Raw genomic sequence first — 13,498 nt, forward strand, 5'->3', positions numbered from 1 at the left:
ACGGAGTTTTCATGACCTCTCCCGCCTTTTTCGACCAAGTCCCCACCATCACCATGCAAGATCCGCTTTCGGCGCTGCTGGGCGCCGCAACGGACGGCATCATCGAATACTCATACGGCGATATCGTGAAATTGGCGGGGCACTCGTGCCCCACTGTCGCCGGTGCTTATCTCATGACCCGCAATGCCCTGAAAAAGTTGTACGGCAACGCAATGCCGCAGCGCGGCAATATCAAGGTCGAGTTTCGCGATAAAGCTGTCGATGGCGTAACCGGCGTCATCGCCAATGTGGTCAGTTTCATCACCGGCGCCACTGCCGACACGGGTTTCAAGGGCTTGGCGGGAAAGCACGACCGCCGCCACCTTATGTTCTTCGACGTACCCATTGCCGGGGAAATCCGCTTTCAACGCCTGGATACTGGCGAGAGTGTCACCGTCGCGTTTCATGCCAATGTTGTACCTGCGCCCGCCACGCTCATGCCCGCCCTGCAAAGCATTCTCAAAGGGCAGGCCGACCAGAAACTGCACGCAGCATTCGCACACGACTGGCAAGACCGCGTACGACAAATCCTGGAGCATGCCGACCACCCGGAGCTTGTCACGTATGCCTAGCAAGATCGACATCGCCGGCCAATACGGGCGCAGCTATACTTTACGAAGGCTGCCCAAAGCGGCCCACCTCACAGCCGCGCCCTGACGGGCTCTCACCGACCCTCACATCCGACACAATATGCTGCCCACACTGACCGAATTGCAAACCGCGCTCAATCAAGGCGAAACGACTTCTGTGAAGCTGACCCAGGCCGCCCTGGAACGCATCCAGTCCTCAGAAGGAGAAGGCGCACGCGTATACACCAACGTCTACACAGAGCAGGCGCTGGCGGCAGCTCAAGCATCAGACCTGCTACGCGCGGCCGGCCCGGCCCGCTCACCCATAGACGGGCTGCCCATATCAGTCAAAGATCTCTTCGACATCGCCGGTGACACCACACGAGCCGGCTCTACCGTACTCAACAAAGCGCCCGCCGCCACACAGCACGCACTGATTGTGCAACGCTTGATCGGCGCAGGCGCGGTCATCATCGGCAAAACCAATATGACCGAGTTCGCTTTTTCCGGACTAGGCCTGAACCCGCACTATGGCACACCTACCAGCCCCTGGGATAGGGCAAGCAAGCGTATTCCGGGCGGATCTTCGTCTGGCGCTGGTGTCTCGGTGGCCGATCAGATGGCAGTGGCTGCCATAGGCACCGACACCGGCGGGTCTGTGCGTATCCCATCTGCGTTTTGCGGACTGACTGGCTTCAAACCCACCGCCAGACGCGTACCGCAAACCGGGGCCTTGCCGCTGTCGTTCAGCCTGGACTCCATCGGCCCCCTGGCTGCCTCAGTGTCGTGCTGCGCCATACTTGACGCCATTTTGGCCGGTCAGCCTTATATGGCGCCTGTAGCTCCTTCACTGAAACAATTACGCTTTGCCGTGCCTTCCACGGTGGTACTGGACGGCGCCGATGATCACGTGCGCAGCACCTTCGAGCAGGCACTGGCTACGCTGCAAGCAGGCGGAGCGCAGGTCGATGTGATCGAACTACCCGAATTCCAGGAACTCGCCACCATCAACCGCCAGGGCGGATTAGTATGCGCAGAGGCCTGGGCATGGCACGAAAAACTGCTTGAGCAACACGCCGACCAGTACGATCCACGGGTTGCCTCGCGTATCGAACGCGGCAAAAACATAACGGCACCCGGCTATATAGAACTCCTGCAAACCCGCAAGACGTGGATTACATCAGTACAGCAGCGTCTGCACCACTACGATGCCTTGCTCATGCCTACCGTGCCTGTGGTAGCACCCACCATTCGTGAACTACAAGACTCAGACGACCACTACTTCGCCACCAATGGTCTGATACTACGCAACTCCACCATCATTAATTTCTTTGACGGCTGCGCGTTATCGATTCCCTGCCACCCTTCAGACACAGCCCCTGTCGGCCTGATGGTGGCAGGCCCTGCCATGAACGATCAGCATATACTGAATATCGGCGCGAGCATCGAGGCGGCACTGGGCTGATTCTGCCGCCGGCCAGGCCGGCGGCATTATTGAATGAAATCGCATTGACGCATTGAGCAGCGTCACCAAACCCTAATACAAATGCCAATTGACGCAGAAAGCGCCACAGGTTAAACGTTGTAACGAGAATACAAAAACAGGTTGCCTGCCATGCACAGCGCAACTTCCACTCGCAGTGCTTACAGGAGACATTATGAAAATTTCCATAAAGCAGTTTGCATTCATGTTGTGTTTCTCGGTTGCAGCCATGCAACCCACCAGTGCCGAAAACATATCCATCGCAACGGGCGGCACTGGCGGGGTCTACTACCCGATCGGTGGCGGCATTGCCTCAGTGCTATCCAAAAAAGTCGAAGGCATGGAAGCCACCGCCGAAGTCACTGGCGGCTCGGTCGACAACCTCAAACTCATAGACGGAGACCCTTCCTACATCGGCCTGGCCATGGCTGATGCCAGCCAGGATGCCTACAAGGGCGAAAATAAATTCGACGGCCACAAAGTTCCACTGCGCACTTTGATGATTCTGTATCCCAACCGCATGCATGTAGTCACTGTCGAAGGACGTGACATCAACAGCATCGCCGACTTGAAGGGCAAGCACATCTCTACCGGCTCACCGGGCAGCGCAACAGAAGTCATGGCGTTTCGCATGCTCGAAGCCGCCGGGCTCGATAAAGACAAAGACGTTGATCGCGAACGCTTGGGCGTGGCCGAATCGGTCAATGGTGTCAAAGACAACAAAATCGACGCCTTCTTCTGGGTGGGCGGCCTACCCACTTCAGCAGTCACCGACCTGGCCAACACCCCGGGCACCACGCTCAAAATGATAGACAACGCCGACCTGGTACCAGCCATGAACAAAAAATATGGCAATCTTTACGTACAGGACACCATCCCCAAGTCAACCTACCGGGGCATGAAAACCGACAACCAGCAGGCCACCGTCATGAACCTGTTGGTTGCCAGCGAAAAGATGTCTGACGAGACCGCCTACAACATTGTCAAGACTATTTTCGAAAGCCGCGACGAACTCATTGCCGTGCACAAAGACACAGCCCAGTTCAAGCTCGAAAAGCAAAAAGCCTCGGCCACACCGATTCCATTCCATCCCGGCGCCATCAAGTACTTTGAAGAGCGCGGCTTCAGCATCAAATAATTACCAGCCTGCCCTGCACCCCAACCCCCTACGCGGTTGGGGTTTTCAATTTACAGGACACAAGCATGAGCGATAAAGTGGAATCAGACCCTACAGCAGAGGTCGTCAGCGAAGAGGCTCTAAAGAAAGCCGAAGAATACATAGAAGAGGAGGAAGGCGCAGCAAACCGGCTGAGTGGGTGGTTGGGTATTTTTCTTTCCACCACCGCGGTGGCCATGTCCCTGTTCCATCTGTATGCAGCCTACTCCATCGTTCCCACTCAAACACTGCGCCCCATACACGTCGGCTTCGTCCTGTTTCTGTGTTTCCTGATCTTTCCTGTCAGCAAGCACTTTCGCCATCGCATCATGTGGTGGGACTGGATTGCAGCCCTGATGTCCATTGCCATCGTGGTGTATCTTATTGTGGGTGGCGATGACTTCACTGACCGCAACACGCGGCCCAACCCCTGGGATATCTTCTTCGGTGTCTCTCTGATTCTGATGGTGCTCGAGGCCATGCGTCGCACCATAGGCTGGATCCTTCCAGCCATCTCCATCTGCTTTCTGCTCTATGCCTTTCTGGGACCTTATCTGCCGCACCCCTGGACGCACAAGGGTTACGAAATAGGGCGACTGGTCGGCTTCATGTATATGACGCTCGAAGGCATCTACGGGGTCGCCGTCGATGTGTCTTCATCACTGATCATTCTGTTCACTATTTTTGGCGCCTTCCTGCAGTTCTCGGGCGCTGGCAAGTTCTATATAGATTTTTCATTTTCAGCCATGGGCGGCAAACCAGCCGGCGCGGGTCGCACAGTGGTGCTGGCCTCCTTCCTGCTGGGCGGCCCCTCTGGCTCGGGAGTGGCCACCACGGTTACGCTGGGTTCGGTCGCCTGGCCCATGCTGGCCAAGGTCGGATACGAGCGCAACGCGGCGGGCGGGCTATTGGCGGCAGGAGGCTTGGGCGCCATTATTTCACCTCCTGTCATGGGAGCGGCCGCCTTCATCATCGCCGAGTTCCTGAAAATATCCTACCTTGACGTGCTGCTCATGGCCGTCATACCCACCTGCCTGTTCTATCTTGCCCTGTTCCTTATGGTCGAGATCGATGTGCGCAAATATGGCATGAGCAACACCATCATCAAAAAAGTCGATACCGTCTGGAACCTGACCAGGCACTACTGGTTTCATTTCCTGTCCCTGATTTCCATCGTGGCATTCATGATGATGGGTTTCTCACCCGTAATGTCGGTATTTTGGGCCACCATCGTTTCTTTTCTGACCAGCTTCCTGCGCGCCGATTCGGCCATGATTTCCTATGACCTGTTTCGAGGCAAGGGCAAGGCCTCAGAGCATATATTCCAGTCGCGGCTGGTACAGGCTCTGCGGGCGGGTTCGGTAGGCATGCTGAACGTTGGCGCTACCTGCGCCGGCGCGGGTATTATCGTCGGTGTCGTTACCATGACGGGGCTGGGCCTTAAGTTCAGTGGCATCGTCATTGACTATGCCGGCGGCTCCTTGCTTCTGACGGCCATCTATACAGCCCTGGTCGTCTGGATCATCGGCCTGGCCGTGCCCGTGACAGCGTCATACATTATTTGCGCTGTCATCACCGCACCGGCATTGATCAAACTGGGTGTGCCCGACTTTGCCGCCCATATGTTCATTTTCTATTACGCGGTGCTTTCCGAAGTGTCTCCACCTACCGCACTCTCGCCCTTTGCCGCATCAGCCATTACGGGGGGCGATCCATACAAGACTACCCTGCAATGCTGGAAGTACACCATACCCGCCTTTCTGGTTCCTTTTATCTTTGTACTGGACCCCAGCGGACAGAGCTTGCTGCTCATGGGTACGACCGAAGCGTTGGCCAAAGCCAACTGGCTGCATATTGCACAAATCACCTTCACGGCGGCCACAGGCATTTTTGCACTGGCGGTAGGCTTCCAGGGCTGGTTGATCGTGCGTGCCTCTTTACTTGAACGCGTACTGCTGATTTTTGCCGGATTCATGCTGGTCTACCCCGGCCCCATCTCCAACTCGGTAGGTTACGCAATGGTGGTCCTGGCCTTGGCCTCGCAATGGATGCGCCGCAAGAAAACCGCTGTGGCTGCCTAGACCATCAGGGATAACCCCGGTGGCGAACCAAGCGCGCAGGCCTCAACATACTATCTTTGATCAAACATCAAAGATAGTATGGCTGTAAATGTCGCCCTGGAACCACTGGTGCACACCTCCATCAACGAGGCGGTGTATCGCCAGCTGCGTGACCACCTGATGCGTGGCGACTACGCCGCCGGCGATATTCTGGGCATACAAGAGCTGGCAGACGCCTTCGGCACCAGCGCCATGCCAGTACGCGAGGCCCTGCGCAGGCTCGCAGCACAACGTGCCGTCGAGCCCATGAAAAGCCGGTCCATGCAAGTACCGCTCATGTCGAACGAGCGCCTTGACGATATCCGGCGCACCCGCTTGTTGATAGAAGGCACCGCGGCGGCCTGGGCGGTTGACCACATAACGCGCACCGAACTCGAACTGCTACGCAAGCTGGCAGACGAACTGGGCGACTCACTCAGCTGTTCGGCCTCTATCAGCTCAGGTCTGGAAATCAATCAGAAATTCCACTTCACCATCTACCGTGCTGCCCAGTCAGAAACCATGCTGGCCATGATAGAAAACCTGTGGCTGCAATCAGGCCCTTATTTGCGCGCCACCCGCGAACTCATGCACTCCACAGAGCGGCCAGGCGTCGAGTTCCATGCCCAAATAGTCCAGGCCATAGAACAAGGCAATCCCCAGGCGGCCCGGCGTGCCATGGAGCAGGACATTTGCTGGGCTTTTGACAAGATCAAGGCGCAAGCCATGGCAAACGCAAGCTGAATCCTGCCGGCACTACTCAAGCAAACGGATACTTTTCCATGTCTTTACACAAACATCGTTCCCGTATGGTTACCCAAGGCCTAAGTCGTGCGCCGCACCGCGCGTTTTTGCGCGGTACCGGCTTCGACGATGACGCTTTGCAAAAATCCATAGTCGGTATTGTGAGTACCCAGGGCGAGAATACGCCCTGCTCCCTGAACCTGGCTCCACAAGCCGACCGCGCCCGCCTGGGTGTGGCAGCCGGTGGCGGCGTACCGGTCAGTTTCTCGACCATCTCTGTATCTGATGGCACGTCCATGAATCACGCGGGCATGCGCATGAGCCTGTTATCGCGTGAAACCATCGCCGACAGTGTGGAGTTGGTTGTGCGTGGGCACGCCTACGACGGACTGGTGGCATTGGCGGGCTGTGACAAAACCTTGCCCGCCATGATGATGGCCATGGTCCGGGTCAACACCCCGGCAGTGTTTCTGTACGGCGGCGCTACGTTGCCTGGCCATGCCCTGGGCAAACAGGCCACCATACTGGATACCATCGAAGCAGTTGGCAATGTGCAAAACGGCACCCTGAGCATCAAAGACCTGGGCGCCATGGAGCGCGGCTGCCTGCCCTCGGCCGGCTCTTGTCCCGGCCAGTTCACCGCGAACACCATGGCCATGGTCGGTGAAGCGCTAGGCCTGTCGCCACTGGGCTCGGCCATGATGCCAGCCGTCTATAGCGAAAGACTGGCCATCGCCCAGCGTGCAGGCCGAAGGGTCATGGACATCCTGGACAAAGGCGGCCCCTTGCCACGTGACCTGGTCACCCGCGCCAGCCTGGAAAATGCCTGTGCAGCGGTGGCAGCTACAGGCGGCTCCACTAACGCCGCCCTGCATATTCCTGCAATTGCACACGAAGCCGGCATACGCTTTACGCTGGACGATGTGGCGGACGTATTCAGCCGCACACCACTGATAGCCGATCTGCAGCCGGGCGGCCGCTTCCTGGCACGCGATCTGCATGAAGTAGGCGGCGTCCCTGTCGTATTGAAAGCGCTGCTGGACGGCGGCTACCTGGATGGATCGGTCCTCACGCTGGATGGCTGCAGTCTGGCCGAGGCCCTGGCCGACGTACCCGAACCTGACGGCGAGGTAGTCAGGCCCTGCTCCCGTGCCATACACCCCTCGGGCGGCGTCACGGTGCTCAAAGGTAATCTGTGTCCCCATGGCGCCCTGCTGAAAATTGCTGGACTGAAGTCCCTCAAATTTTCGGGTCCGGCGCGCGTCTTTGAAAACGAAGGCGACTGCATGCACGCCGTCTCCACGCGCCAATATGAACCCGGCGAGGTACTGGTCATACGCAATGAAGGACCCAAGGGCGGGCCCGGCATGCGCGAGATGCTCAGCGTTACTGCCGCGCTATATGGCCAGGGCATGGGCGAGCGTGTGGCCCTGCTTACCGACGGTCGCTTCTCAGGTGCCACACGCGGTATGTGCATCGGCTATGTCAGTCCCGAAGCCGCTGCGGGAGGCCCCATAGGGCTTATCCGTGACGGCGATCTTATCCATATCGATGCCCAGGCCAATACGCTGGATGTAGCCGTCGGCGATGCGGAACTCAAGCTGCGCCGCAACGACTACGTCGCGCCGACCCAAGCCAGGCTGGCGGGTGCGCTCGAAAAATATGCCCTGCTGGTGCGTTCCGCTCATGAAGGCGCCGTCACGCATTCGGGCAATGTGGAATGGCCATACGAAACTCCGGAGGACGACTATGTCGACCCCACTACCTCTGCATTCTGACCGCTGAAATGAAACTGGCAGCCAACCTCTCCCTGCTGTATCCGGGCCTGGACCTGCAAGAGCGCATGGCTATGGCGGCCCGCGACGGCTTTCACGCCGTCGAGATCCTCTTTCCCTACGAGCAGGACCCAAGCTTGTTGGCCGGGCAACTACAAAAGCACGGACTCAAACTGGTACTGATCAATACACCTGTAGGTCAGCATGGCGAAAAAGGCCTGGCAGGCTTGCCTGGCCGTGATCTGGAATTCATGGCGGGTCTGGAACGCGCGTTGAATATATGCCGGGCGACCGGCTGTCGCAGCATTCATGTCATGGCGGGCATCCCTCCGGACGACACCGATCAAGAAAGCTGCCGCAGCACCTTGATCGGCAATCTGCGCAAGGCCGACGCTGTAACAAGCGCCCACGGAATCACCCTGCTGCTGGAGGCTCTGAACCGCGAAGACATGCCTGGATATTTTTATCACTTGCCCTCACAGGCAGCTGACATCATCAAGACAGTGGCCTCTCCTTCAGTACGCCTGCAATTCGATTTTTACCACTGCCAGCGCGAACAACTGGACCTGCGCCAGACGCTGCGCGAGACTTTGTCACTGATTCATCACGTGCAGTTTGCTAACCCGCAACATCGGCACGAACCCAACCTGGACGATGCAGAAGTCCGCGCTGCGCTGCTGGCCCTGCAGGCATCGGGTTATCAGGGCTGGCTGGGCTGCGAATACCGTCCAAAAAACGACACAAGCACCGGCCTGATATGGCGCAAGGCCTACGACGCATTACTCAACTCCACCCACCCAACACCGCAGCAAGAAAAACACCATAAGGAGATTTCATGAAAAAACTCACTACTTTATTGATTGCCGGTGCAGCCCTGGCGATTGCCGCACCGGTGCAAGCAAAGAAAACACAGCTGACCGTATCCAGCTGGTTGCCGCCCACCCACGCCGTGGTAGCCGACTTCCTCGTGCCATGGGGAGAGGAAATCAGCAAAGCCACCGATGGCCGTGTCACACTGCGCATCCTGCCCAAACCCGTCACCAACCCGCCGGGACACTTTGATGCCGTTCGCGACGGCCTGGTCGATATCAGCTTCATCTCGCATGCCTACTACCCGGGCCGATTTGAACTCACCAAATTCGCCGTATTGCCGTTTTCGGGCGACACCGCCGAATCACGTTCTGTAGCCGCCTGGGACACCTACGAGAAATACCTGCTGCCTGCCGAAGAGCACAAAGGCGTCAAACTCCTGGGCATCTATGCACACGGCCCCGGCATCGTCTTCACCACCGAGAAACCTGTTGAAAAGATCGAAGATTTCGAGGGGCTGAAAATTCGTGTTGGCGGCGGTATGGCGGCCGATGTGGCCAAGGCGCTGGGAGTTTCCCCAATTGCCAAGCCTGCCCCCGAATCCTACGAGCTGCTTAGCACTGGCGTCGTGGACGGCGTGTTCTTCCCAGCTGAATCGCTGGTTTCGTTCAAACTCGACAGCGTCATAAAAAACGCAACGACCTTTCCGGGCGGACTGTATTCCGATACACACGCCGTCATCATGAATGAGGATGCCTTTGCGAAGTTATCCAAAGAAGATCAGGAAGCCTTGCTCAAGCTTTCGGGCAAGCACCTCGCCAGCCTGGCAGGTAAAGCCTGGGACAAGCATGACGCAGTTGCCCACAAAATACTGAACGGAGGCACCATCAATCTCATCAAGGCCGATGATGCACTGATCAAGGCAGTACACGAAAGGACCGACGGCTTTGAAAAAACCTGGCTTGAGAACGCCGCCGAGAAAGGTATAGACGGCCCCGCAGCACTGGCCTCATTCCGCGCTGAGATCAAGCAACTCGAAGCGCAATAGAGCCCATGAATAAGCTAAACGCCGCCATCTCGGCGGTACTCAAGGCCATCGCCGTACTGGGACTCTGCGGCATGAGCCTGCTTACCGTCGTCGATGCCGGCGGGCGCTATCTGCTGAACCACCCCATCATCGGCTCGGTCGAACTGATCGAGCTGATGATGGTGGCGGTTATCTTTTCGAGCATTCCCTTGATGACCCGGGCACGAGGGCACATTGTGGTGGACAGCTTCAGCCATTTTTTTCCAAAGGGCGTGCGACGCCTGCAAGATCGGATCGCCGCACTGATCTCATTGCTGGTCAGCGGTGTTCTGGCCTGGATCACCCTGCACAAAGCCCAGACCACCGCCGGCTATGGTGACATCACGGCCATGCTCGGCATCCCCCTGGCGCCTTTCGTTTATTTCATGGCGATTCTGCTGGCGCTGGATGCGATCTACCATGCCGTCAACCTGGTCACCGGTGCAAAACATTCTCAGGAAGTCGCGATTTATGACTGAGTCTCTTATTGCCTTAGCGGCCATGCTTGGTCTGATTTTTTTACGCGTACCCGTCGCCTTTGCGATGGCCCTGGTGGGTTTTATCGGTCTGGGCCTATTGCGCAACTGGTCATCAGCCTACGCGATGGCGGGCTCCGTCGTCTATGAAAGTGGTTTTCAGTACTTATTATCGGTCTTGCCACTGTTTATTCTGATGGGCAATTTCGTCACTCAATCGCGCATGTCGCGGGAGCTTTATGCTGCGGCACATGCTGTGCTCGGCCATAGGCGCGGCGGACTGGCGATGTCCACCATTGTTGCTTGCGGCGGATTCGGTGCCATTTGCGGTTCCAGTCTGGCCACTGCCGCCACAATGTCCAAAGTGGCTTATCCGGAAATGCGCCGCCTGGGCTACAGCGAAGAATTGGCGGCTGGCTCCATCGCCGCGGGCGGGACCCTGGGCATACTGATTCCCCCATCCATCATCATGGTGGTGTATTGCCTGTTGACCGAGCAAAGCATAGGAAAAATGTTCGCTGCTGGCGTATTGCCCGGCTTGCTGGCCATTGGCTGCTATATGCTGGCGGTAACCTGGATTACGCGGCGCAATCCGGCAGACGGGCCCAAAGGGCAACGCAGCACATGGAAACAGATTCGTAGCGCACTGAGCAAGGTTTGGGCAGTACTGGCCTTGATCACGATGCTGATGGGCGGTATTTATGGCGGTGTTTTCACAGCGGCCGAAGCAGCTGGCATAGGGGCCTTCCTGGGTTTCCTGTTTGCCTTGAGCCGAAAAACCATGACCTGGGCCTCTTTCGTTGACGTTGTGGTTGAATCAGCCAAAACCACGGGCATGATCTTTATGGTCATGATTGGTGCGCTGATGCTGGCCAATTTCATCAACTTTACGTCACTGCCGCAAGACTTGGTCGATATCGTTGATCGATTCAACTTGAGCCCGCTCGCCGTGATCCTCATGATCAGCTGCATCTACATTGTCCTGGGCTGCGTGCTCGAAAGCATGTCCATGATTCTGCTCACCGTGCCCGTGTTCTACCCGCTCGTCCAGGCACTGGGCTTCGACCTGATCTGGTTCGGTATTATTGTGGTCGTCGTCACCGAGATCAGCTTCATTACCCCGCCATTTGGTATGAACGTGTTTGTCCTGCGCGGCCTGCTGCCTGGTGTCAGCACACAAACCATTTTTCGGGGTGTAATGCCTTTTGTAGTCAGCGATATTTTTCGTCTGACGATTCTGATTCTGTTCCCGGCCATATCCCTGTACTTGCCCACCTTCGTGAAATAAGGGCACAGACCAGACCGGGGTTGCCTTTAGCGCTCCGGCCCGGACAGTCTGCTGTTTTGCTTCACGCGAGGGGGCGGCCAAAAACCCTCGGATGAAAAGGTTGTGGGGCGCTCATCCAGCGTGCCCGGATCCTGCTCGGCCACACAGGCTTGCAAAGCCTTGCATACACGCTCCAGGGCAGCCAGGCCCGATACACCACGCGTGACTTCATCCCACCATGTGCGATGCACAGCACGTACCCTTACGGGAATAGTGGGCAAACCTATACGCTGTGCCATGGCCAGGCGATGCAGGCCACGGTTGATCTTGAGAATACGCCCCTCGCGAGAAATGGCAACACCCAGATCGTCACGGGTCAGGGAGGCCACATACCCACTAGCCGCCATGCTGTCCAGATAATGCAGATAAACCCCGAAGTATTCTTTGATCTTGTCGGGCGTATCCAGCACGATACCTTGCAAATGCGAAGACCACGGCTGGCCACGCTCAATGCACGCCATCAGTTCCTGGTAGCGTGCTACGCGTTCAAGCTGATCGCGATTTTCATCTATATCACTGATGAACTGATAGCGCGTACCCAAGCGCAAGTCGTCACGGCGCAAATCCCAATGCCCATCCCAGATGAAAGCCATGGACGATGGACGTTTTTCAACTTTACGTGGCAAGAACTCAACATTGCGTATAAGGCTGCGCGGATCGATATGCACCGTGAGCGGGCGCTCGCCAAGAAACAACTCGATACTATGACGAGGCAGGCCAGCGCGCTCTATCAGGGAGGCGCCGCGCTTGCCCACCAGCCAGCGCCGGAGCAATACATTTCCCACCGGCATACCCAAGCGGCGCTGCACCTGCTGGCGCGTCGTCGCCGTCAAATGAGCCAATAGCACCCGTCGCCGTATAGATGGCGATACAAGCTGCAGCATTTCTTTGTCGGCTTCTGGCCCCGCGAATACTGCTTCTTTACTGCAAACGATGTTTGACTGTACGTGATCCCTACGCATACAACAATGGTGTCACTATACTGCGTCCGTTACAATTAGATGGATCATGCATTTAGTAACAAAATACAAACAAGAGCATTTGAGATAGAGTAAAAACCCTCTTTATTTCCAGTATAGGCCCAGGCTACAAGCGCGGGCGAACCGACGCCTAGCAATAGAGTTGACCTCAACTGGTGTTGGCGATAATAATGACAGGTGAGTCACCGTTCATTTATTATCATAAATAGCCACCATGCCTCGTCAAACCAACACAAGCAAGATCAAGGTCGCATCTCCAACGCCACCGGTATCAAAAAAACCGAAGGTCACTGACTGGCGCAAGGCTCAAGGGCGTAGCGAGCGTGGTCGTCTGATTCATGAAGCACTTTTTACAGCCGCCAGCGAAGTCGTTGGCGAACGCGGCTACGAAGATGCCTCCATTTCCCTGATCACGCAGCGCGCCGGTGTGGCACAAGGCACTTTCTACAATCATTTTGAATCGCGGCAAGACATACTCGACCAATTATTGCCCAGACTGGGCAAAGAGATGCTGGATTACGTAGGAGAGTGCAGCCGCCCTGGCAAGACTGTGCTGGAACGTGAAGAGCTGGGCTTTCGTGGTTTCTACACCTTCCTGAAACTACACCCGCATTTTTTTCGTATTCTGAACGAGGCGCCCAGTTTTGCGCCCAAAGCGCATCAAACGCACATCGAGCTCGTTCGCGACGGCTACATGCGGTTCTTAAAGCGGGGTCTGGAAAGCGGCGAAATAAGAGGCTTCGACGAACAAGAGCTGGAAGTCGCCGCTTTTGTCATGATGGGTGCGCGTCTGTATTTGGGGCATTACGCAACCCACCCCGAAAACAGCGACAACCCGGACATTCCAGACTGGGTCACGCAAGCCTATCGCAAGCTGATTACCCATGGCTTGACCGGAACCCGCTAATGTCATCACAGGCGCTTTCAACGTATCGTCTGAACGAAGACGACCACACCTGCACCTGAATACAGCC

The 13,498-nt window shown here is 56.8% G+C and carries 12 protein-coding genes; 11 read left to right on the forward strand and 1 reads right to left on the reverse strand.

Annotation, left to right across the window (positions count from 1 at the left end; all coding sequences use genetic code 11):
- Window positions 1–11: 11 nt before the first annotated feature.
- From ERD84_RS02160 to ERD84_RS02205, 10 genes are all read left to right on the forward strand, one after another.
- Entirely contained in the window at window positions 12–611 is a 600-nt protein-coding gene (locus tag ERD84_RS02160; protein ID WP_130037811.1) for an FmdE family protein, read from the forward strand.
- 118 nt (window positions 612–729) lie between these two features.
- Complete coding sequence (locus tag ERD84_RS02165) at window positions 730–2,073, forward strand: amidase (protein WP_130037813.1); 1,344 nt, start codon at window positions 730–732, stop codon at window positions 2,071–2,073.
- Window positions 2,074–2,266: 193 nt separating this feature from the next.
- On the forward strand, window positions 2,267–3,229 hold the full coding sequence (locus tag ERD84_RS02170) for a TAXI family TRAP transporter solute-binding subunit (RefSeq protein WP_130037815.1): 963 nt from the start codon (window positions 2,267–2,269) through the stop codon (window positions 3,227–3,229).
- Between the two features lie 65 nt (window positions 3,230–3,294).
- Window positions 3,295–5,328: a TRAP transporter permease gene (locus ERD84_RS02175; RefSeq protein ID WP_130037817.1), complete on the forward strand. Its 2,034-nt coding sequence runs from the start codon at window positions 3,295–3,297 to the stop codon at window positions 5,326–5,328.
- 78 nt (window positions 5,329–5,406) lie between these two features.
- On the forward strand, window positions 5,407–6,090 hold the full coding sequence (locus ERD84_RS02180; RefSeq protein WP_130037819.1) for a GntR family transcriptional regulator: 684 nt from the start codon (window positions 5,407–5,409) through the stop codon (window positions 6,088–6,090).
- A gap of 38 nt (window positions 6,091–6,128) precedes the next feature.
- On the forward strand, window positions 6,129–7,868 hold the full coding sequence (gene ilvD, locus ERD84_RS02185; RefSeq protein WP_130037821.1) for a dihydroxy-acid dehydratase: 1,740 nt from the start codon (window positions 6,129–6,131) through the stop codon (window positions 7,866–7,868).
- 8 nt (window positions 7,869–7,876) lie between these two features.
- On the forward strand, window positions 7,877–8,704 hold the full coding sequence (locus ERD84_RS02190) for a hydroxypyruvate isomerase family protein (RefSeq protein ID WP_130037823.1): 828 nt from the start codon (window positions 7,877–7,879) through the stop codon (window positions 8,702–8,704).
- Entirely contained in the window at window positions 8,701–9,723 is a 1,023-nt protein-coding gene (locus ERD84_RS02195) for a TRAP transporter substrate-binding protein (protein WP_130037825.1), read from the forward strand. The genes ERD84_RS02190 and ERD84_RS02195 overlap by 4 nt, the downstream gene beginning before the upstream one ends.
- Before the next feature lie 5 nt (window positions 9,724–9,728).
- Complete coding sequence (locus ERD84_RS02200; protein WP_130037827.1) at window positions 9,729–10,220, forward strand: TRAP transporter small permease; 492 nt, start codon at window positions 9,729–9,731, stop codon at window positions 10,218–10,220.
- Entirely contained in the window at window positions 10,213–11,505 is a 1,293-nt protein-coding gene (locus ERD84_RS02205) for a TRAP transporter large permease (protein ID WP_130037829.1), read from the forward strand. Before ERD84_RS02200 ends, ERD84_RS02205 begins: the two co-directional genes overlap by 8 nt.
- A gap of 26 nt (window positions 11,506–11,531) precedes the next feature.
- Here the strand turns inward: ERD84_RS02205 and ERD84_RS02210 are convergent, their stop codons facing one another.
- Window positions 11,532–12,428: a hypothetical protein gene (locus ERD84_RS02210; protein WP_245150596.1), complete on the reverse strand. Its 897-nt coding sequence runs from the start codon at window positions 12,426–12,428 to the stop codon at window positions 11,532–11,534.
- A gap of 310 nt (window positions 12,429–12,738) precedes the next feature.
- Between ERD84_RS02210 and ERD84_RS02215 the strand changes: the two genes are divergently transcribed.
- Window positions 12,739–13,431: a TetR/AcrR family transcriptional regulator gene (locus ERD84_RS02215; RefSeq protein WP_130037833.1), complete on the forward strand. Its 693-nt coding sequence runs from the start codon at window positions 12,739–12,741 to the stop codon at window positions 13,429–13,431.
- Window positions 13,432–13,498: the final 67 nt, after the last annotated feature.

It is taken from the genome of Pollutimonas harenae (genome assembly GCF_004153685.1).
Classification (GTDB): domain Bacteria; phylum Pseudomonadota; class Gammaproteobacteria; order Burkholderiales; family Burkholderiaceae_B; genus Pusillimonas_C; species Pusillimonas_C harenae.

Coding starts and splice junctions, on each gene's coding strand:
- ERD84_RS02160 (WP_130037811.1), top strand. CDS start 12: ATGACCTCTCCCGCCTTTTTCGACCAAGTCCCCACCATCACCATGCAA.
- ERD84_RS02215 (WP_130037833.1), top strand. CDS start 12,739: ATGCCTCGTCAAACCAACACAAGCAAGATCAAGGTCGCATCTCCAACG.
- ERD84_RS02205 (WP_130037829.1), top strand. CDS start 10,213: ATGACTGAGTCTCTTATTGCCTTAGCGGCCATGCTTGGTCTGATTTTT.
- ERD84_RS02175 (WP_130037817.1), top strand. CDS start 3,295: ATGAGCGATAAAGTGGAATCAGACCCTACAGCAGAGGTCGTCAGCGAA.
- ERD84_RS02195 (WP_130037825.1), top strand. CDS start 8,701: ATGAAAAAACTCACTACTTTATTGATTGCCGGTGCAGCCCTGGCGATT.
- ilvD (WP_130037821.1), top strand. CDS start 6,129: ATGTCTTTACACAAACATCGTTCCCGTATGGTTACCCAAGGCCTAAGT.
- ERD84_RS02180 (WP_130037819.1), top strand. CDS start 5,407: ATGGCTGTAAATGTCGCCCTGGAACCACTGGTGCACACCTCCATCAAC.
- ERD84_RS02170 (WP_130037815.1), top strand. CDS start 2,267: ATGAAAATTTCCATAAAGCAGTTTGCATTCATGTTGTGTTTCTCGGTT.
- ERD84_RS02190 (WP_130037823.1), top strand. CDS start 7,877: ATGAAACTGGCAGCCAACCTCTCCCTGCTGTATCCGGGCCTGGACCTG.
- ERD84_RS02165 (WP_130037813.1), top strand. CDS start 730: ATGCTGCCCACACTGACCGAATTGCAAACCGCGCTCAATCAAGGCGAA.
- ERD84_RS02210 (WP_245150596.1), bottom strand. CDS start 12,428: ATGCTGCAGCTTGTATCGCCATCTATACGGCGACGGGTGCTATTGGCT.
- ERD84_RS02200 (WP_130037827.1), top strand. CDS start 9,729: ATGAATAAGCTAAACGCCGCCATCTCGGCGGTACTCAAGGCCATCGCC.